Source organism: Rodentibacter mrazii (assembly GCF_001998825.1).
Classification (GTDB): domain Bacteria; phylum Pseudomonadota; class Gammaproteobacteria; order Enterobacterales; family Pasteurellaceae; genus Rodentibacter; species Rodentibacter mrazii.
In genome coordinates this window covers 20840-40938 of record NZ_MLHG01000051.1, presented here as the reverse complement: position 1 = coordinate 40938, position 20099 = coordinate 20840, and the positions used below count along the sequence as shown (strand labels likewise).

Below are 20099 nucleotides of genomic sequence, written 5' to 3'. Positions count from 1 at the left end.
CGCACTTTTATTTTTATATAAGATATAACTATTTCTTATTCCTGTACTTGAGTTTCTGAGTTTTCCATTTATTTGGTTTGGGTGGTTTAGCGCAAGGCTCGACATCCCCTGCCTCATTTCCCCAAGCAATACCGAATCGGTTGTAGTGTAATGAAAGAATCGGATATTCATATAACTGAGGGCAGGGTACGATACCATAGCCCGCTTTGATATTTTCCTCCTGCGAGATAATCTTCATATTTTTAAATTTCCACTTTAATCTCATCCCTTCTTCATAGGTTCCCATCTCAAATGCAGGAAGTGCCGTGATATGAGGGGCTTGTTCGGTAAAATAACGTTCAATTTCTTTTTCCAACACTTCGTCTTTCGGTAATTTACGGCAGTATAAGCCACCGTCTATCCAACCAAATAAAATCTTTTCTAGGCATTCAAAAATACTTGGACGGGTTTCCAGTGCTTTCATCATACTTGCAATGCGTTCCGGTGGCGTATGCGGGTTCATAAACTCCACTAAAAAGCGTTTAAGTACAGCGCCTTTACTATGTTGGTACATTTTTGGGGAGAGCATAAAAATCATCGGTAGCCACATGGTGCGGTCTGACACAATCATTTGTGAGCCACCTCTAAAATTAGCAAAATGTTTTGCCTGTTGATATGGATGTACCCAAAAAAATAATGCACCACCTACAAATGCAAAATATTCGGGTAACGGACGCATTAATTTATTAACCTCGGTTAAATAAAAATTGTTATTCACATAGGTGTAAATAATGCCTCGCTTACGATCAAAACGTACTCGACGTTTAGCAGGCCAAAGAAAATAAACAAGAGAGAAAATATATAGGCTTGTAAGAAAATAAATATAGCCAATAATCAAACCGGCTTTCTCTCTTCGATGTTCTTTCATCGATATAAGAAATTCTTCTTTGCTTTCTCCCCATCTTGTTACATTCGGATCTTCATCAGATACTTCATATTCATATTGTTTTTCTGCCCATTTATCCGGTTGAAAAGTTAATTCTAAATCACGCCAAGTCATTTCTTTGTAGCGAGGATCTATGAAATTATAATAAATACTCGCAATAAGAATTATTCCTAACACTATCTTAACTGCCGCCCAACGTTTTTCTTTCAATTCGATAGTATTTGAATCGGTTTTTCTAAACCAACGGCGCATTAAGCGTTGTTCTTTCTTTGTTAATTCATTTTGCATTACTTACTCCGAATAGCCTTCATCCATTGCTTTTTTCATTGCAGCTTGCGCTCGTTGTTGGATTTCCTTCGTTTTATTTTCAAACTCCTCGCTGAAATAGACATCCTCAAAGGTGCCGCCTTCCTTATCCGTAAACTCCGCAATAATACGAATATCTTCTATGTGGATATTATTCTCGGCAAGATAAAATGTGACTTCACTGGGAGCTCCTGCATAAAACCGTTTAATCGGTTGTGCTTGAGCTGAACCCCATTGATACAGGTTAATGACCAGATTATGTGTGGTTGGCTCTGTACGTCTAAATTCGGCACAGCTAATACGGTAATAACCTTGGCTGATTTTGCTGTTCCTTGTGAAAACAAAAGTGCGGTCATTTTTTTTGGTGTTTCTTACTCTTAAAAAAACACTCAAAATGTTAACCGCATTTTTAGGTAAAATATCACTATTTCTTATTCTTTAGTTTTCGACTTTTCCATTTGCCCACCGGTTTAGGAAATTGCTCGACATCCCCTGCCTCATTCCCCCAAGCAATACCAAATCGATTACGGTGTAATGAACGAATCGGGTAAGCATATAAATTCGGACAAGGCATCACCCCATAACCCGCTTTAATATTCTCCTCCACCGAAATAATTTTCATATTCTTGAATTTCCATTGTAATTCCAAACTTTCTTCATAACTCCCCATTTCAAATGAAGGAAGTGCCTCGATATGCGGGGCTTGTTCGGCAAAATAGCGTTCAATCTCTTTTTCTAATATTTCATCTTTCGGCAACCTACGGCAATATAACCCACCGTCAATCCAACCGAATAAAATCTTTTCGAGATATTCACAAATACTCGGGCGGGTCTCCAACGCTTTCATCATACTTGCAATACGCTCCGGTGGCGTATCGGGATTCATAAATTCCACTAAAAACCGTTTAAGCACTGCGCCTTTACTGCGTTGATACATACCCGGCAACATCATAAAAATCATGGGTAGCCACATGGTATAGTCTGAAACAACTATCTGAGAGCCCCTAATTGCATTAGCAAAGTATTTTGCTTGTTGATATGGGTGTACCCAAAAACTAACCATTCCGCCCATAAAAGCAAAATATTCCGGAAATGGTCGCATAAGTTTATTCACTTCCGTTAAATAAAACTTGTTATTAATGTAAGTATAAATAATACCTCGCTTACGGTCGAAACGTACTCGGCGTTTGGTCGGACGAAGGAAACAGAGCAAAACAAGAACATATTTACCAACAGCAAAATAACCAATCCAAATATCTCCTTTATGACGCTCCCACATCCGAGCCATATATTCATTTTTAGTTTCTCCAAACCTTGTATAATTAGGATTATTGTCATCTTCTATCCTAGAAAACTCTTTTTGAAACCGACTTTCAGGTTGGAATGCAAATTTTAGTTCTTGTATGGTAAGTGCTTGATAACGAGGATCAATAAAATCATAATAAATCCAACCAACAATTAGAGCTATAAAAAAGACCTTAACAAATCCCCATTTTTTTTCCTTTATTTCAATGGTATTTTCATCGGTTTTTCTAAACCAGTGGCGCATTAAACGTTGCTCTTTCTTTGTTAATTCATTTTGCATTACTTACTCCGAATAGCCTTCATCTAGTGCATTTTCTATCACAGCCTGTGCTTGTTGTTGGATTTCCTTCGTTTTATTTTGGAACTCCTCGCTGAAATAGACATCCTCAAAGGTGCCACCTTCCTTATCCGTAAACTCCGCAGTAATACGCACCTCTTTGATATGAATATTATTTTCGGCAAGGTGGAATGTAACCTCCCCGGAAGATCCCGCATAAAACTGTTTAATCGGCAGTGCCTGAGCGGAACCCCATTCATACAGGTTAATCACCAGATTATGAGTAGTCGGCTCGGTGCGTCTAAATTCGGCACAGGTAATACGGTAATAACCTTGACTGATTTTACTGATTTTTAATCCCGCTTGAATCTCATATTCATAGAGTTCTTTTTCAAAACCCTTGCTAATTAACATATAATCTTCAATCTGTTTATTCATTGGTAGTCCGCCACCAGATATGGCATCTACCTGACCGATAGTAATCAACTCCAGTCTTGCAATGTGCTGCTCGGCTATTTCTGCGATTTCCTCATTAGCTAAAATTTCTGCACGCTGGATTTGATTATTAACATCATCACGCTTTTCACTCCAATAAAAATAATCTTTTTTACCCCAAAAACCTTTTTTTACCCAAGTTTCTAACGGTGTTGAACCCCACAAAAATATTGAAGCAGTAGCTACCAGCAAAATCACCCAACCGATAGGACCTAAAGTTGGCAATATTGAAAGCTTAATAACACTAAGTCCGAGCATCACTCCCGAAAGCATGATCGCACTGTTCGCTACGATTGATACCTTATCCTCATTAGCGATCGCCTCTCTTAATCCGCCAAAGGCAATAAGTGAAGTTAATAATCCCCCAACCACAGCAGCCCCCGTATAAGCCAATGCCCGAACACCAATCAATACCGAAAGTGCCGATGCGCCGCTGAGATTTCTTAACACATTCATCCCCGCCCCCGGCTTGCCGATTAATTTCAAGGCATACGCCGTATCCGCTGTTCCCACCGAAATATCCAGTATCGCCGTAGTTTTGACTACCACCGGGTCTAACGCCAGTCTGCCCGCTGCCGTGCGTGCCAACTTTCTCGGTACGGTTAAATCATTATTTAATGATAGTATCCCCGCATAAATCGCCAATACACCGCTAAAACCATAATAGCGTTCGCTAAGCTGTATGCGGGTTTCCAAATCCCGAATTTCATCAAGGGTAATTCGCCGATAATTGATTAAGTCTTGTTTGATTTGGCGGAGTTCTCTTTTAATGGCTTTCTTACCGCCATTGCCTCGGCGGTGATTATACTGTCGTGAACGTTCTTCCTTTATCAGCCTATCTATCTGCTTGTCCGCCACTTCGGCAAAGAAATAATCGACATTTTTGATTAATTTTTTCTCATCCCAACCATAAATCGCCATTACCTTATCAAACTGTATTTTTCTTAATGCCGCTAAATTTGCCACCGTACGTCCGCTGTTCAGATACACATGCTCCACACCTCGAAAATAGCCTTTTAATATATGATGGCGTTGCTGAGGAGGAAGTATTTTCATTGCCATCCCATACACGGCATCAGTCACTTTTTTACTGTGTTCTTTTAGCCAGCCTATTGTAGTTGGGGAATTATTGGCGGGTACCGCATCATCACTAAACAAATTTTCTAATAGCTCAACACCGTTAGAGGTGCATTCCAAGCCATAGGTTAAATCCGACAGTAAACGATAAAACACATAAAAACCACGGTCAATACCGTTTTCTAGCGGAGCATAACCAATAATATCGTCAGAAATATTGAAAAATTCTTTAAACGAAGCTCGTTGTGCCAGTTGTATCACTTGCTTCACCAATTCGCCTGCCGGTTTTTCATAACGTTCAAAGGGTTCTTTTAACAATGCTGTCATTTTGCTGTTAAATTCACTCACCAACCCATCCCGCACGCCTTTTTGTTCAATTACCCGCTCTTGTTCCTTAAATGGATAGTCTTTTCCTTTGATATCATAGCCAATTTTCGGGTCAATAATATTGCCGATAGTTATCGGATAGGCATAACGGGCGTAGTAGGCTTTTTGTTTTTCCGTAAAATCAATGATGAGTTTTTGTAATTCATGCATTTCACCGACAACATCCTGCAACGCAACCATCAATCCCGTTTCTTTGTAATCAGGAAAACCGGATAAAGCACTAGGGATAGCTGTATTTTTGAGTTTTGTGTACCAACTTTGCGTTTGCTCGGATAAATCGTTTGATTTATTAAGAGATTGATATTCCAATACATGTATATTGAGGTCTTTTAACGGAGCCGAATGTTTTTCCGGCGCGCTGACATTGACCGTTGTCATGACTATCTGTCGTAATTTATCGTCTTTTTCAAAGCGTTCAATGATCTCTGACGACCACATATACTCACTATAAGCAATATCGACAATATCAACATCTTTATCGACAAATGCGGTATTGAAACTTATTGTGTTAGTCATACAAGGATATTTTGAGGTGTCTATTTTACCTAATGTCCAATTTCCATTGGCACCTTTTTCACCCCATTTACAAAGTAAGAAAGAGGCGTTTAATCCGGCATTTTGATAGTCGCTTAGTTGTTCAAATTCACTCGCACTATTTATATCGTCACTATGGGTGACATAGCGAAAAACCAGCCATTTGCCTTTATCATCAGTAGAAAATAAACGGTGTTTGGTATGTGCATAGATATAGACAAAACCTTGGCGAAGTTGCATCAGTGAGTGTACCTCTGATTGCCCGATACCGGCAGGTGCGATCTCAGATAAGTTTTTTATATTTCCCGCTCTTGCCTGCGCTAAATAATCGATACTTAATCCGTAACGCACCGGATAAAGGGGGATAATCGGTAATTCACATTTGCTGTGTCCGTCTGACAATTCTTGAGCGGCTTGATTAATTTTAGCAACATCAAGCTTCATTTTAGGTTTAGTTTGTTTGGTCTGCGTGCTATCTTTCATCTTCATTTTCTTTCTCAATGAGATTATTCATTAGTGTTTCAAGTAAATTTGTTGTTGAAAACTGTGTTTTTTGCCATAGCTGTTCAAGCAGGCTGAAATAGTTCAATCCATTATTTTCGGCAATTACACGACCGACTAAATAAAACCAGTATTCACGTTGAGATTGTGCTATGTTACGCGATTTTGCATTTTCTAACCATTTGTCAATGATATCTAAATCAATTTCGTCAAAATAGTCTAACACCATATTTTTTAACGTCGATTTTGTATTGAGCCACTTACTGCGTTCAAAAGCGTTCCGCTCCACCTCTCCCAACTCAATTTTTGCAGGCTGGGTATGTTCCGGTAACGGGTTTAAGCTAAAGCAAATAAATTCCTGCTCTACACGCACACCAAACGCTTCAATAATAGGGGCTTGCTTTTCTTGTGGTTGAACAGCTTGTTGCGTCTGTAAGGTATTTGACTTCACCCCAAACAATGCCGCAAGTTGAGCCGGGTAGTGGGTCAGTTGCGGCAGATAGCGATTGAGCACGAGCGGGTCGTAGAAGCGGAAAAAATACCACTTTTCAGCGTTTGGGTCATAAAGGTGGGTCCATTTTCGCAGGTGGTGATAAACCTCATCAAAGGATTGACGGCTTTTAATAAAAATTACCGGGTTAATCGCCCAGTGGCTGAATACTTTGCTGTCGGCTTTTCTAAACAGACGTTGTAAAAACGCCACGGTTTCTTCTTGGTACGGGTCAAATTCTAACAAGTAAGGGGCTTGCTCTTCTAAGGCTTGCCCGATATTTCCGGTATAAAGATTTGCCAGACGACCGGCGCTTTCTAGGCGGTAAGGAAAACTGACGGCTTTGGCACAATCAACCACGGCATAAAAGTGCGGTGGATTTTGGCTGTGTTTTTCCGGTTCGGCTTCTTTTGCTTTTTCTCTTTTATGTGCAGCTTGATTTAAGATTTGATGGTATTCCCCCAGCCCTTCAAAATCCGCAAAGAAAAGCGACCGCACTTCGTCGGGTAGCACAGAGGGGGCGATAAATTCGGTAAAGGGTGAAAATCGGACGGACTGTCGGTTAAGAAAGGTGTCAAGATGTTGTTTGGTTTGTCCCGTTTCATCGGTATATAAACAAAACAACGGCGAGTTATTGGACACTTGTTGCGCCGCCCTCCAAAGTGCTGCCTCAAAGCCGTGTCGGGAGAGCCACGTTTGAATGGGAAGCGGTGCCAATTGTGCTTGCCCGATAAGTTGATGTTGGTTGAGATAATGCTCAACCTGCTGAAAGTAGTTTTCCGTATCTTCAGCCAAACAAAGTAAATAAGCGGTCTGTGTGATATGGGGTGTGGCTTGATGGCTTAAATGATAATGGGTGAGCCAAATTTGTCCGGTCGGTTGTTGTGTGGACATAGTGTTATCTCCTATCGCCCTGTAATAGACCAAAAGTGCGGTTGTTTTTCAAATATTTTTAATCATTCTAATCTTTCTTCGATTATCCGACAACAAAAACGGGCTGAAAAACAACCGCACTTTGGTTCTTTTGCGATATGATGCCGCAGTGTCTCTGATAGTAATCATTTCAATCGCATATTAAATAGGGCGTACACAAGTACGCCATACATTTGGTATCAATTTTTTATTTTATGCGTTTGCTACATAATTCTTACGCTACTCTGCCAGCTCTACTTGCTCATGAGCCATTAATTCCTGACCGACATCATCAAGTAAAGTTAAATAGCGCTCGTATTGTCTCAATATATCGGCAATCAATTCATCTTGATCCATATATTGCACATCGTAACCGACACGCCCATCAAAAAAATACGTATAGGGCTGATAACTTGTTTCATGTTGAATATGCGGAAGATTTTCATCGTTAATGAGCTGTTCGGAAACCTCATGCCCAACGGATTTAATTCCATACATAAAATCACGCATCAATTCTTTTTGAATGACTAATTCTACGGCGGGTTCTTCCTGATCAAATAAGGTATTGATTTGTACGTTTAAATTATATTTGCCGATAAGTTCTTGGCGTAATTCACGCATTGCCGGCAACGCCGTGTATTTTAAGAAACGCAAAATATCTTTTTCCTGCGTTTGGTTCATCATTTGTTCCAAACGTTCTTTCCATTTTTCACCCGTCCATAAAATACTGGTCGGATTAACCTTTGTGGCGAAGTATTTTTGATCTGCATTTAAGCCTTTCCATAGGCTAAAACACATGACTAACATCAATACGGCAAAGGGCAAGGCGACCATTAATGTCATGGTCTGCAAGTTTGCCAAACCGCCCGATTGCATTAATACGACCGCTACTACGGACATCAATACGCCCCACATCACAGTTTGCCAGTTCGGTGAGGTAAGACTTTTATCACGAGAGGCAATATTATTCAAAACATAAATTCCCGAATCCGCCGAGGTGATAAAAAATAGCGAAATCACGATCAAACTCACCAAACCGCTAATAGTAGGCAATGGTAAATAATCAAGAAACTTAAACAATAAGGTTTCCGGTGATGAAATCATTTGCCCCAGTGCACCGGCTGCCTCGCCATCATTTAGCCAAATCGCGGTATTCCCAAATACCGTGAACCAAAGTATGCCGAATAAACTTGGAATAACCAATACACCAAAAATAAATTCTCGAATTGTTCGACCTTTGGAAATTCGGGCGATAAATAACCCCACGAAAGGCGCCCATGAACACCACCACGCCCAATAAAGTACCGTCCATCCGCTAAACCAGGCGGTATGCTCTTGCTCATACACATAGGTTTTGAAACTCAGTTGTACTAAATTGCCGAGATAGGTTCCGATGTTATCGCTAAATGCCGAGAGTAAATAAAGCGTTGGTCCGGTAACCAATACAAAAATAAGTAATAAAAATGCGAGTGTTAAATTTAATTCACTTAGTATTTTTACCCCTTTACCGACCCCCGAAATGGCTGAAAAAATCGCTAAGCTCATTACGACAATGATCACCATCACCTGCAATGTAAAGTTATTTTCACTTACCCAGCCCATTTGATGTAGCCCCGCACCTAATTGAGATGCGCCAAAACCTAGTGTGGTGATAATACCGAATAAAGTGGCAAGTAATGCCATAATATCAATGATATCCCCTACTTTGCCATTGATACGATCTTTCAATAACGGATAAAAACAGGAGCGTAATGCTAACGGCAATTTATAACGGAAACCGAAATAAGCTAAGGCTAATGCAATCGTGCCGTATACCGCCCAAGCATGAATGCCCCAGTGGAATAAGGTATGTAATAATGCCTCTTGCTGCCGATGTTCCGCAGCGCCGCTGGTAATTTCCGAAAGATAATGGGTTAATGGTTCGGCAACCCCAAAGAACATCAATCCCACCCCCATACCGGCAGCAAATAACATTGCAAGCCAAGAGAGGAAACTAAATTCCGGCTCTTCCTCATCACTGCCGAGTTTAATATTTCCCAAACTACTTACAGACAAAATCAGTAAAAAGCCTAAAAAAATTGAAAATGCCAAGACATAAAACCAACTAAAATTTGCAAAAATGCCTGCTTTTGCTTGGTTTAATAATGCTTGAGTTTGATTCGGTGCGATTAAAATCATCGCCACCAGCAATAAAACAAAAAATAACGTTAATCCAATTACAAAAGGATTAAATGACGTTCGCTTTTCTATAAATTGAGATAAAGACAAACCTTTCCCCTTAAAATGAAGTGTATAAATTAAAAATTCGATTTATTCAAAACATTGCCATTAGGCAAAAAAGTGTGTAGTGGAACCACTACAATGACAGCACATAGAAGTGCGATTTTGGTAGAAACACTCAGTAGGCATTGAGAGATTATTTCTAAAAGCGGGGGAAGTCTAGCAAAAAATGATGATTATTTCAAATTAGTGGATATTGACGATTAAAAGTGCGGTGAAAAACACCGATATTTTCCACCGCACTTAAAAGAAAAACTATATTCTCTCCTCAATAATACCACCGCCTAAACAAACCTCGTCTAGATAAAATACGGCAGATTGTCCGGGGGTCACAGCAGCTTGAGGTTCATCAAAAACAACACGGATGGTGTCATTATCAATAGGTTCTATTACACAAGGAATATCCGTTTGACGATAGCGGGTTTTCACCGTGCAACGTAAAGATTCACAAATCGTTTGACGATCCACCCAATGGAGCTGTTTGGCAATTAACCCTTTGGAAAATAAACGTGGATGATTATGGCCTTGAGCCACAATGAGTTCGTTATTTTCCACATCCTTATCTACCACATACCAAGCTTCGTCACCGGCATTTTTCAACCCACCAATACCCAAGCCTTTACGCTGTCCTAAGGTATGGTACATTAACCCCTCATGGCGACCAATCACCTCGCCGTCCACCGTACGAATATCCCCCGGTTGTGCCGGTAAATAACGGGCTAAAAAATCCTTAAATTTACGCTCACCTATAAAACAAATTCCCGTTGAATCTTTCTTTTTTGCCGTGATCAAACCTAGCTCTTCGGCAATCGCACGCACAATCGGTTTTTCAATTTCCCCCACAGGGAAAAGACTTTGCCCCACTTGTTGATGGCTTAGGGTATATAAAAAATAGCTTTGATCTTTATTGGCATCCAAACCACGTAATAACTTTGCCTGATTATCATCAGCGGTGCGACGAACATAATGCCCGGTTGCGATATAATTTGCACCAAGATCTTCTGCCGCATAGTCTAAAAATGCTTTAAATTTAATTTCTTTATTACATAAAATATCAGGATTCGGTGTTCGACCGGCTTTGTATTCCGTTAAAAAATGCTCGAATACGTTATCCCAATACTCAGCAGCAAAATTAATTTTATGCAGTTTAATGCCGAGCTTATCACACACAGCTTGCGCATCCGCAAGATCTGCTGCCGCAGTACAATAATCCGTATCATCATCCTCTTCCCAGTTTTTCATAAACAGGCCTTCCACTTGGTAGCCTTGTTGCTGAAGAATAAAGGCGGAAACGGAAGAATCCACACCACCGGACATCCCACAAATGACTTTTTTAGCTGCGTTCTCAGTTAATTGCTCCGCCGTAAGTTGCGGAAAATGATTTTCATAAGTTTGTGATTTCATAATGTGATAGTAAAAATTTCGCTAAATTAAGTATTCAGGCATTCTACCGCAAATCAATTAAGAGTAAAAATGCCCAAGAATTTTGGGCATTTTACGGTTATATTCATGATCATTTCATTGTCCGTCTGGCAGTGACCGTTTTTCCACCGATTCCCCAATTATCCATATCAACTTCATCAATAATCACAACTGTTGTTTCAGAGTTTTTATGCAATACTTTTTGTAATAGCTCTGTTACCCCTTCAATTATTTCCGCCTTTTGTTGTTCTGTCGGCGCTTCCTTTCCTCCGGTTACTTTAATATTGACATAAGGCATGTTAATTTCTCCAAAATTATTTCACTTCATAAAATGACGAATCATCATTTTTCTTCGCAAATTTTTGTTCATACTCTGCTTTGGCTTGTTCATCACCTGCATCAAGTTTTGATTGAAGTGTATCGCAAGGTTTATCACAATCACAGGCTTTGGCGATTCCCAATGTGGACAAGCCACCACAGCTGCCTTTTAAGCTCTGTTTTTTGATAATAAAACCAATCGACATCAGTAAAATAATCGCCACAAAGGCGATGAGGGTAAAAAATAACGTTTGCATGATTATTCCTTTGTTTCCATTAATTTTTTAAATGCAGATGACATTTTTGTTTCAAAGCCATTTTCGGTTTTGATGATTAAATAGACCGCAAGATCATCTTTCTCCGCCACTTCAAGGGCTTTTTCTTCTCCAAGAACAAATAACCCTGTGGATAAACCGTCTGCCGTCATTGTTGTTGGTGAAAAAACCGTAATGGAGGCAAGATGATGTTGAATCGGGTAACCGGTTTTCGGATCAATTTCATGGGCGAAGCGTTTGCCGTTTTCTTCAAAATAAATACGATAACCGCCGGAGGTTGCCATTGCCATATTATTTAAACCAATCACATTTTCGACCGCTCTTTCCCCCGTCATATTAGGCTTTTCAATGGCGATTTGCCAAGGTTTCCCTTCTGCGTTTTTTCCTTTGGCGCGAATCTCACCACCAATTTCCACCATATAGTTTTGTGCGTTGAGCTGTTCTAATTTCTCTGCAACCTGATCTACGCCAAAACCTTTCGCGATGGAAGAAAGATCAATATAAACTTGTGGAACGGATTTACTTAATGTTGGGGTTTGCCCCCACATATCAAGTGTGATTTTATCAAGCCCTACCCAAGCTTGGCGCTCTGCAAGTTGTTCTGGTGTCGGTTGGCGTTCCGGGCGTTTTTCAGGACCAAATCCCCATAAATTCACAACCGGTCCAACAGTCACATCAAGCGCTCCTTCTGTGATTTGATGTATTCGAATGGCTTCTGCCAACACTTTCGCAAAATCTGCTGAAATTTCAATAGGCGTGTTAACTCGGGTATTTTGGTTAAAACGACTCAATTCCGAATCCTTGATATAGGTGGACATTTTGGCATTGACGTCTCTTAAAATGCTATCAATCTGTTCATGGGTCTTTTGTGAACTTTCACTCACAGCGCCATCATCAATATATTTTACATGATAGGTTGTGCCCATGGTTTTACCACTTAATGTGATCACTTCAGCCTCTTTCTTACAAGCCGTCAGTGAGCAAGCAAAAACAACGGCAAGTAGTCCACTCAATATTTTCTTCATTTATTTTTCCTAATGAGACGAATATAGGCAAACTGACTTTTCAACCAGCTTGCCTGTAATCTGAATAGCAACAAGGGCGCATGCCATACGCCCCTAAAAACGCTTTAAATTTTGACCGCACTTCATCACAAAGTGCGGTCAATTTTCATGGAGTTTTAACTAATTAAAATCAGCCACCGAAGTCATCTAATAAGATGTTTTCGTCTTCAACGCCGAGGTCTTTCAACATTTTGATTACCGCTGCGTTCATTACCGGAGGTCCACACATATAGTATTCACAATCTTCCGGTGCTTCATGATTTTTCAGATAGTTTTCATAAAGTACGTTGTGAATGAAACCGGTATAGCCATCCCAATTATCTTCCGGCAATGGATCAGAAAGTGCCACGTGCCATTTGAAGTTTGGATTTTCCGCTTGAAGCGTATCAAAATCTTCCACATAGAACATTTCACGTTTAGAACGTGCACCATACCAGAATGAGATTTTGCGTTTAGAATGTAAACGTTTTAACTGGTCGAAAATATGCGAACGCATTGGCGCCATACCCGCACCACCACCGATGAAGACCATTTCCGCATCAGTATCTTTCGCGAAGAATTCACCGAATGGACCGGAAATTGTCACTTTATCACCTTCTTTTAATGACCAAATGTAAGAAGACATTTGACCTGGAGGGGCATCAGGTTGACGTGGTGGAGGCGTTGCAATACGTACGTTAAGCATAATAATGCCTTTTTCTTCCGGATAGGAAGCCATGGAATAGGCACGAATAATATGCTCATCCACTTTAGACACATAACGCCATAAATCGTATTTATCCCAATCCTCGTGATATTCTTCCGGAATATCAAAGTCTTTATAGTAAACCGTGTGAGGCTCTGCTTCAATTTGGATATAACCACCGGCACGGAATGGCACTTCTTCACCTTCAGGAATCGCCAATTTAAGCTCTTTGATGAATGTCGCTTTGTTATCGTTAGAGATAACGGTACATTCCCATTTTTTCACACCGAAGATTTCTTCAGGAAGTTCAACTTCCATATTGCCTTTTACATTCACTTGGCAGGCCAAACGATAACCTTCTTTTGCTTCACGCTTATTAATGTGAGAAAGCTCGGTAGGAAGAATTTCGCCACCACCGCTTTTCACTTTCACAATACATTGACCACAAGAGCCACCGCCACCACAAGCAGAAGAAACGAAGATACCCTTACTTGCTAAAGCACCTAATAATTTGCCACCGGCCGGTAATGTAATTGCCTTTTCAGGATCATCATTAATGCCGATTGTAATATCCCCGGAATCTACGAGTTTTGATTTCGCAAATAAGATGATTGCTACTAATACCAATACGATAACCGTAAAGGCAGCAATACCGAGTGCAAGAATTACTGAATCACTCATTGATTACACTCCTTATAATTGAATACCGGAGAAGGACATAAAGCCCAACGCCATCAAACCAACAGTGATGAAAGTAATGCCTAAGCCTTTCAAACCACCCGGAATATCCGCATATTTCATTTTTTCCGTTAAACCGGCAAGGGCAACGATGGCAAGCATCCAACCTAAACCGGAACCGAAACCATATACGATAGACTCAGGGAAATTGTAATCACGTTGAACCATAAAGGATACGCCACCGAAAATCGCACAGTTTACTGCGATAAGCGGTAAGAAGATCCCTAATGCGTTATAAAGAGACGGCATAAATTTGTCTAATACCATCTCAAGGATCTGTACTAAACCTGCAATCACACCGATAAAAGTGATGAAGTTTAAAAATGACAAATCCACACCTTCAATTAACGCATTTTCTTTTAATACGTTAGCATAAATTAATTGGTTGACCGGTACCGCAATTCCTAATACGAAGGTAACCGCGATCCCCAAACCAAAAGCTGTCGAAACCTTTTTTGATACCGCCAAGAATGTACACATCCCCAAGAAGAAGGAAAGTGCCATATTTTCAATGAAGACGGCCTTCACAAATAGGCTAATGTAATGTTCCATTGATTATTTCTCCTGTTGCTCCGGTTTCCAAGTTCTTAATCCCCAGATGACAAATCCAATGATAAAGAATGCACTTGGTGCAAGTAGGAATAAACCGTTTGCTTGGTACCAACCACCATTTTGAATAGTTTCAAGAATAGTTATACCGAATAATTTACCTGAACCGATAAGTTCACGGAAGAACGCAACAATGATGAGCATTGCGCCATAACCCAAACCGTTACCAATACCGTCCACGAAACTTTCAAGTGGAGGTGATTTCATTGCGAAAGCCTCTGCACGACCCATTACGATACAGTTTGTAATAATCAAGCCAACGAATACTGAAAGCTGCTTGGACAAACCGTAAGCATAAGCTTTTAATATTTGGTCAACGACAATTACCAATGAAGCAATAATCGCAAGTTGTACGATAATACGAATACTGTTAGGAATGTAGTTACGGATTAAAGAAACAAAGAGGTTTGATAACCCTGTTACTAACGTTACCGCAATCGCCATCACAAAGGCGGTTTCTAATTTCGTTGTTACCGCTAATGCAGAACAGATCCCAAGTATTTGCAGTGCAATTGGATTGTTTTTAGCAATAGGAGCCAATAACAGATCTTTTAAATTTGTTTTTCCAGACATTAGTTCGCTCCTGCTTGAAGTTTTTCAAGATATTTACTAAAGCCATTTTCACTGAACCAATAATCAAAAGTACCTTGAACACCATTACCGGTTAGTGTTGCCCCTGATAAACCATCGATACTATGATCATCTTTTGGTGCTTGACCTTTCACAATGTGGATAGCCGGTTGATGTTGTTCATTGAAAAGTTTTTTACCTTTAAATAAACCAGCCCAATTTGGGTTTTCAATCTCACCACCTAATCCCGGAGTTTCACCATGTTGATAATAAGTAATACCGTTAATCGTAACGCCGTCCGGTTGAACAGAAACTAAACCATACATAACAGACCATAATCCGGTACCGTAAATAGGTAAAATCACTTGCTGAGTTTGACCTTGTTCATTTTTAACAAGATAAATTTCAGCAGTTTTTCCACGAGTACGGATTCTAGCCTTATCTTGTTCTGCAGGAATCGCTTCTTGAGAATCATCAGGCTGTTGAACATAGTCACCAGTTGCTAAATCAACAAAACGTGGTTCAATAAATTTTGCATAGGTTTCTTTTACATTCGTTTTTTCTTGTAAAAGCCCTGCAACATTGAGGATATTTTTTTGCTTGTCGAGTAATTTTTGCTCTTCTTGTGCAGGTTTTAGCATCACAGCGGAACCAGCAACAATAATGGAACAAACTAAACTCAGTAACAACACAACAAGAATTGTGCCGCCTACACTGTCTTTATTAAACTTAGCCATTTGTTCTTGCTCTCCGACGTTTGATATTTGCTTGAACAACGATGTAGTCAAAAATTGGTGCAAATAAGTTTGCAAACAGAATTGCTAACATCATTCCTTCCGGATAAGCCGGATTCACAGTACGAATTAATACCGCCATGACACCGATCAACGCACCATACCACCATTTACCTGTATTGGTGAACGAGGCTGAAACCGGATCTGTTGCCATGAATACCATACCTAGCGCAAAGCCACCTAAAACAAGATGCCAATGCCAAGGCATTGAGAACATCTGATTCGTTTCAGAACCAATTAAGTTAAACAATGTTGAGGTTGCAATCATACCAATCATCACCCCTGCGATAATACGCCATGAGGCAATTCGGGTGAAGACGATAATTGCACCGCCCACTAAGATCGCTAAGGTTGAAACTTCACCCATTGAGCCAGGGAGGTTACCAATAAATGCATCCATCCAAGAGATTGGTTGTCCGCTTACGCTGTGTTGCAGCGCACCTTGACCTGCTTGTGACCACTGTGAAAGTGCGGTTGCCCCAGAGAAACCATCCGCGGCAGTCCACACAGTATCACCAGAAATTTGTGCCGGATAAGCAAAAAATAGGAAAGCACGACCAGCAAGCGCAGGGTTCATAAAGTTACGACCTACGCCACCGAAGATTTCTTTTGCCACCACGATACCAAAACTGATACCCAGTGCGGCTTGCCATAATGGTAAAGTTGGAGGAACGATTAAGGCAAAAAGAATCGTAGAAACAAACATCCCTTCATTGACTTCGTGGCCACGTACCACAGAGAATAATAATTCCCACATTGTACAAACGGTAAATACCACTAAGTAAATCGGTAGGAAGAAAATTGCACCCAAGGCCATTTTACTGCCCCAACCTGCGTTTAAGGTTAAATCTAACCCTAAACCGTTAGCCAGTGCATAATGCCAGTCGTTTGCAATTAATTGTTCTAAATTGCCTAATTGATTTAATGCAGGAATCGCTTGGTTACCCACATTGTACATACCATAGAAAATCGCTGGAAATAATGCGAGGAACACGGTGATCATCATACGTTTTGAATCTAACGCATCACGCACGTGTGTATTTTTGTGCGTTACCGTACCCGGTGTATAAAGCAAGGTATAAATCGATTCAAAGATCGGGTAAAGCTTGCTGTATTTACCTCCCGGTAAAAACGCGGGTTCCATTTTTTCTAAAAGATTTTTTAAACCCATTTCTAACCTTCCTTCTCAATCTTTTCTAAAGCTTGACGCAAGATGGAACCATATTCATATTTGCCCGGGCAAACAAATGAACAAAGCGCCAAATCTTCTTCATCTAACTCTAAACAACCCAATGCTTGAGCACTATCAGTATCACCGGCAATTAAATCACGTAGCAATAGCGTTGGTAAAATATCCAACGGCATGACTCGCTCATAGTTACCAATTGGTACCATTGCACGTTCACCACCATTTTCTGCCGTAGTAAAATTAAATAATTTTTTACCAAAGTGTCCTAATACGGTACGGGTAATGGAATATTTGTTAGATTGCGGTGTAATCCAACCAAAGAACTCTTTTTCATTACCTTCTGCAATAACAGATACTTGTAATGCGTAACGACCTAAATAATCATGTGCACCTTTCGCGGTATTACCGCATAGCACAGAACCGGAAATTACACGATTTTCGCCCGCACTTAGCTCATCTTGCACTAATTGTGAAAGATTTGCGCCAATCACGGTACGGATCAGACGTGGATTTTTCACTTGCGGACCGGCAAGAGAAATAACACGATCAACATAAAGTTCACCGGTTGTGAATAATTTACCAACGGCAATCACATCTTGATAATTGATGTGCCACACGGTTTTATGTATACCAACAGGATCGATAAAGTGAATGTGAGTGCCCACTAAACCCGCCGGATGAACGCCACCAAAATCATGAATCTGAAGATTTGATAAATCCACAGTCGGAATATTCATACCGTCTGTTTTACACAGATGTAACGGCTTGCTAGGGAATAAACGACTTAACACGGTTAAACCGTTGCTGAAATCTTGCCAATGCTCTTTTAACACGACCTCAGGATCAGCCGAGAGAGGATTAGTATCCATCGCATTTACAAAGATAGAAGAAGGTTCACTTTCAATCGCTGGGATTTTGCTGAAAGGACGCGTACGTAATGCGGTCCATAAACCCGATTCCACAAGATTTTGTTTTACTTGTTCAGGGGAAAGCGTATTGAGATCATCTGCATTATATTTCGCGAAAGTGATTTGTTCATCGCCTTCCACATTAATGACCACAGATTGTAATACACGTTTTTTGCCACGATTTATTGCTGTGATAGTACCACTTGCTGGGGCTGTGAAAACCACGCCGGGATTTTTCTTATCTTCAAAAAGCACTTGACCTTTCTTGACAACATCACCTTCGCGTACCTTCATAGAAGGACGCATCCCCACATACTCCTCACCAAGAATCGCAACCTGATTCACAACGTTGCCGTTGTGGATTACTTGTGCCGGTTTTCCTGCGATAGGAAGATCCAAGCCTTTCTTAATTGTAATCATACTGTTTGCACTACTTTTCAAGGTTAAAAAATACGATTGCAAATAACTAAAATTAAATGCAATCTCGTGTTTGAGCGTGACAGAGAATACGTTAAACCATCAAAGTATTAACTACTGACACATAAATAAAAAACTCAAATTGGTTTAATTTTTTGACAAAGTAAGCGAGCTTTTACAACATCAAAAAATTGAAAATATAAAAATTAAAGCGACCTATTCTAGCTAAAATCTGCGATTCATTCCACTTTAACCCACACTTTTTGTGAAAAAATTGTGAACTTTTTGAAAGATACACACAAAGAGTTATGAACGGAAAATGATCAAATCACAGTCCGACTCCAACACAGTTTGGTGAATTTGGAAATATCTCACCACGTTCTTCCCATTCTTTTTTTGTATAAAGATGAAGTGCTAAGGCATGAATGCCGTTTTTTAAATCATCGGCAAATAGTTGATACAATTTTTGATGGCGTTTAACCTTACTTATTCCATCAAAAGTATCACTCACAATCACCAATTTAAAATGAGAATTAGCACCACGACCGGAGCTATGCATGTGACTTTCATTTTCGACCGCCACAAAGTGCAGTTGAAATTCAGTGTGAATTTTATCTAATAATTCTTGCTGTTTTGACATCATTTATCTCCAATAAAATTTTGCTGAAGGGCTATACATACGTCATTAAGTCTGCAAGAATAGCACAAATCAACTAATTTTTAATTGAGGAAATTATGAAACTTGCAAATAAAATCAAAACATTATCTGCTGTTACTCTGGCTGCTGCAACAATCTTTCTTACCGGCTGCCAAGCTCAATCCAATACACTAACGTTCACACCGCCTGCCCCCAATGCGTCCATGAACGTTAATCAATCCGCCGTTGTTTATGTCACCACAAGCGATGCCCGTTCAAAACAAGATATCGCCAGCTATGTAAAAAACGGGGAATTAGTAAAACTCAATGCTTCACCAAGTGTGACACAATTATTCCAACAAGTGATGCAACAAAATCTGGTAAGCAAAGGGTTCCGTATCGGTCAAGTCAATAATTCAAATGCCGGTGTAACCGTTGAAGTAAAAGATTTTTTCACACAGGTGGATCAAGGCAATTTACGCTACAATCTAAATAGCAAAATTCAAGTGACCGTACACGTACAGGGTGCGAGCGGAAAATATAACAAAGACTTTAACGCCAGCCGTTCACAATCCGGTGTATTTAACGCCAATAATGACGAAATTCAAAAAGTGCTTGGCGAAACCTTCAAAGACATTGTTAATAACATCTATCAAGATCAAGAAGTCGCTACGGCAATCAATCAATATACCCGCTAATCCCGCTTGGGGCGTTTCGCGCCCCATTATTTTCCATAAAAACTTGACGAATCCCTCTTTCAAGCGTAACATTCGCCCGATTTTTTAACGAGAAGGACACACACTTTGGACAGTCATAGTCGATACCGAATATCGCTTTAGACTCCCGCCCAATGTCAAAATGACTATCGGCGAGAGTTCGTCGGTAGATTTACCGCTTTCGGCATCCTTATACAAAACGAAAATACCGCAATTTTTAACCGCACTTTTATTCGTTTGACATTCTTTTGTTCACGGTTAACTGTTC

At 40.2% G+C, this 20099-nt stretch carries 18 protein-coding genes; 1 reads left to right on the top strand and 17 read right to left on the bottom strand.

Translation table 11 applies throughout. From position 1 onward, the window contains the following. Positions 1-28: 28 nt before the first annotated feature. The 17 genes from BKK47_RS08205 to BKK47_RS08125 form a co-directional block, all read right to left on the bottom strand. The gene (locus BKK47_RS08205; RefSeq protein ID WP_077494371.1) at positions 29-1213 is read right to left on the bottom strand and encodes a hypothetical protein; all 1185 of its coding nucleotides are present in this window, start codon (positions 1211-1213) and stop codon (positions 29-31) included. Positions 1214-1216: 3 nt separating this feature from the next. Then, positions 1217-1624, bottom strand: a complete 408-nt coding sequence (locus BKK47_RS08200; RefSeq protein ID WP_244149124.1) for a hypothetical protein — start codon at positions 1622-1624, stop codon at positions 1217-1219. Between the two features lie 31 nt (positions 1625-1655). After that, positions 1656-2816, bottom strand: a complete 1161-nt coding sequence (locus tag BKK47_RS08195) for a hypothetical protein (RefSeq protein WP_077494370.1) — start codon at positions 2814-2816, stop codon at positions 1656-1658. Positions 2817-2819: 3 nt separating this feature from the next. Then, positions 2820-5789, bottom strand: coding sequence for a toxin VasX (locus BKK47_RS08190; protein ID WP_077494369.1), 2970 nt, complete (start codon positions 5787-5789; stop codon positions 2820-2822). Beyond that, positions 5779-7191 carry a DUF4123 domain-containing protein gene (locus BKK47_RS08185; RefSeq protein ID WP_077494368.1) on the bottom strand — a complete coding sequence of 471 codons (1413 nt, stop codon included), beginning with the start codon at positions 7189-7191 and terminating at the stop codon, positions 5779-5781. The genes BKK47_RS08190 and BKK47_RS08185 overlap by 11 nt, the downstream gene beginning before the upstream one ends. Positions 7192-7449: 258 nt before the next feature. After that, the gene (locus BKK47_RS08180; RefSeq protein ID WP_077494367.1) at positions 7450-9477 is read right to left on the bottom strand and encodes a BCCT family transporter; all 2028 of its coding nucleotides are present in this window, start codon (positions 9475-9477) and stop codon (positions 7450-7452) included. A 267-nt stretch (positions 9478-9744) separates the two neighbouring features. Then, entirely contained in the window at positions 9745-10893 is a 1149-nt protein-coding gene (gene mnmA, locus BKK47_RS08175) for a tRNA 2-thiouridine(34) synthase MnmA (protein WP_077494366.1), read from the bottom strand. A gap of 109 nt (positions 10894-11002) precedes the next feature. Then, positions 11003-11209, bottom strand: a complete 207-nt coding sequence (locus BKK47_RS08170; protein ID WP_077494365.1) for a tautomerase family protein — start codon at positions 11207-11209, stop codon at positions 11003-11005. 16 nt (positions 11210-11225) lie between these two features. Then, positions 11226-11486: a (Na+)-NQR maturation NqrM gene (gene nqrM, locus BKK47_RS08165; RefSeq protein ID WP_077494364.1), complete on the bottom strand. Its 261-nt coding sequence runs from the start codon at positions 11484-11486 to the stop codon at positions 11226-11228. Between the two features lie 2 nt (positions 11487-11488). Beyond that, positions 11489-12529: an FAD:protein FMN transferase gene (locus BKK47_RS08160; protein WP_077494363.1), complete on the bottom strand. Its 1041-nt coding sequence runs from the start codon at positions 12527-12529 to the stop codon at positions 11489-11491. A 169-nt stretch (positions 12530-12698) separates the two neighbouring features. Next, positions 12699-13934 carry an NADH:ubiquinone reductase (Na(+)-transporting) subunit F gene (gene nqrF / locus BKK47_RS08155; RefSeq protein ID WP_077433959.1) on the bottom strand — a complete coding sequence of 412 codons (1236 nt, stop codon included), beginning with the start codon at positions 13932-13934 and terminating at the stop codon, positions 12699-12701. Between the two features lie 12 nt (positions 13935-13946). Continuing rightward, positions 13947-14543: an NADH:ubiquinone reductase (Na(+)-transporting) subunit E gene (gene nqrE, locus BKK47_RS08150; protein ID WP_077473922.1), complete on the bottom strand. Its 597-nt coding sequence runs from the start codon at positions 14541-14543 to the stop codon at positions 13947-13949. A 3-nt stretch (positions 14544-14546) separates the two neighbouring features. Continuing rightward, positions 14547-15173 (bottom strand): NADH:ubiquinone reductase (Na(+)-transporting) subunit D, encoded by a 627-nt coding sequence (locus BKK47_RS08145; protein WP_077494362.1) that lies wholly within the window; start codon positions 15171-15173, stop codon positions 14547-14549. Then, positions 15173-15907: a Na(+)-translocating NADH-quinone reductase subunit C gene (locus tag BKK47_RS08140; protein WP_077494361.1), complete on the bottom strand. Its 735-nt coding sequence runs from the start codon at positions 15905-15907 to the stop codon at positions 15173-15175. The genes BKK47_RS08145 and BKK47_RS08140 overlap by 1 nt, the downstream gene beginning before the upstream one ends. Then, the gene (locus BKK47_RS08135) at positions 15900-17135 is read right to left on the bottom strand and encodes an NADH:ubiquinone reductase (Na(+)-transporting) subunit B (RefSeq protein WP_077494360.1); all 1236 of its coding nucleotides are present in this window, start codon (positions 17133-17135) and stop codon (positions 15900-15902) included. The genes BKK47_RS08140 and BKK47_RS08135 overlap by 8 nt, the downstream gene beginning before the upstream one ends. A gap of 2 nt (positions 17136-17137) precedes the next feature. After that, positions 17138-18481: a Na(+)-translocating NADH-quinone reductase subunit A gene (locus BKK47_RS08130; protein WP_077494359.1), complete on the bottom strand. Its 1344-nt coding sequence runs from the start codon at positions 18479-18481 to the stop codon at positions 17138-17140. A gap of 325 nt (positions 18482-18806) precedes the next feature. Beyond that, positions 18807-19118: a BolA family protein gene (locus BKK47_RS08125; RefSeq protein WP_077494358.1), complete on the bottom strand. Its 312-nt coding sequence runs from the start codon at positions 19116-19118 to the stop codon at positions 18807-18809. Between the two features lie 95 nt (positions 19119-19213). Between BKK47_RS08125 and BKK47_RS08120 the strand changes: the two genes are divergently transcribed. After that, positions 19214-19813, top strand: coding sequence for a YajG family lipoprotein (locus BKK47_RS08120; RefSeq protein ID WP_077494357.1), 600 nt, complete (start codon positions 19214-19216; stop codon positions 19811-19813). The last annotated feature ends 286 nt before the right edge of the window (positions 19814-20099 follow it).

Coding starts and splice junctions, on each gene's coding strand:
- BKK47_RS08195 (WP_077494370.1), bottom strand. CDS start 2,816: ATGCAAAATGAATTAACAAAGAAAGAGCAACGTTTAATGCGCCACTGG.
- BKK47_RS08185 (WP_077494368.1), bottom strand. CDS start 7,191: ATGTCCACACAACAACCGACCGGACAAATTTGGCTCACCCATTATCAT.
- BKK47_RS08130 (WP_077494359.1), bottom strand. CDS start 18,481: ATGATTACAATTAAGAAAGGCTTGGATCTTCCTATCGCAGGAAAACCG.
- mnmA (WP_077494366.1), bottom strand. CDS start 10,893: ATGAAATCACAAACTTATGAAAATCATTTTCCGCAACTTACGGCGGAG.
- BKK47_RS08145 (WP_077494362.1), bottom strand. CDS start 15,173: ATGTCTGGAAAAACAAATTTAAAAGATCTGTTATTGGCTCCTATTGCT.
- BKK47_RS08125 (WP_077494358.1), bottom strand. CDS start 19,118: ATGTCAAAACAGCAAGAATTATTAGATAAAATTCACACTGAATTTCAA.
- BKK47_RS08170 (WP_077494365.1), bottom strand. CDS start 11,209: ATGCCTTATGTCAATATTAAAGTAACCGGAGGAAAGGAAGCGCCGACA.
- BKK47_RS08140 (WP_077494361.1), bottom strand. CDS start 15,907: ATGGCTAAGTTTAATAAAGACAGTGTAGGCGGCACAATTCTTGTTGTG.
- BKK47_RS08120 (WP_077494357.1), top strand. CDS start 19,214: ATGAAACTTGCAAATAAAATCAAAACATTATCTGCTGTTACTCTGGCT.
- nqrM (WP_077494364.1), bottom strand. CDS start 11,486: ATGCAAACGTTATTTTTTACCCTCATCGCCTTTGTGGCGATTATTTTA.
- BKK47_RS08160 (WP_077494363.1), bottom strand. CDS start 12,529: ATGAAGAAAATATTGAGTGGACTACTTGCCGTTGTTTTTGCTTGCTCA.
- nqrE (WP_077473922.1), bottom strand. CDS start 14,543: ATGGAACATTACATTAGCCTATTTGTGAAGGCCGTCTTCATTGAAAAT.
- nqrF (WP_077433959.1), bottom strand. CDS start 13,934: ATGAGTGATTCAGTAATTCTTGCACTCGGTATTGCTGCCTTTACGGTT.
- BKK47_RS08190 (WP_077494369.1), bottom strand. CDS start 5,789: ATGAAAGATAGCACGCAGACCAAACAAACTAAACCTAAAATGAAGCTT.
- BKK47_RS08135 (WP_077494360.1), bottom strand. CDS start 17,135: ATGGGTTTAAAAAATCTTTTAGAAAAAATGGAACCCGCGTTTTTACCG.
- BKK47_RS08205 (WP_077494371.1), bottom strand. CDS start 1,213: ATGCAAAATGAATTAACAAAGAAAGAACAACGCTTAATGCGCCGTTGG.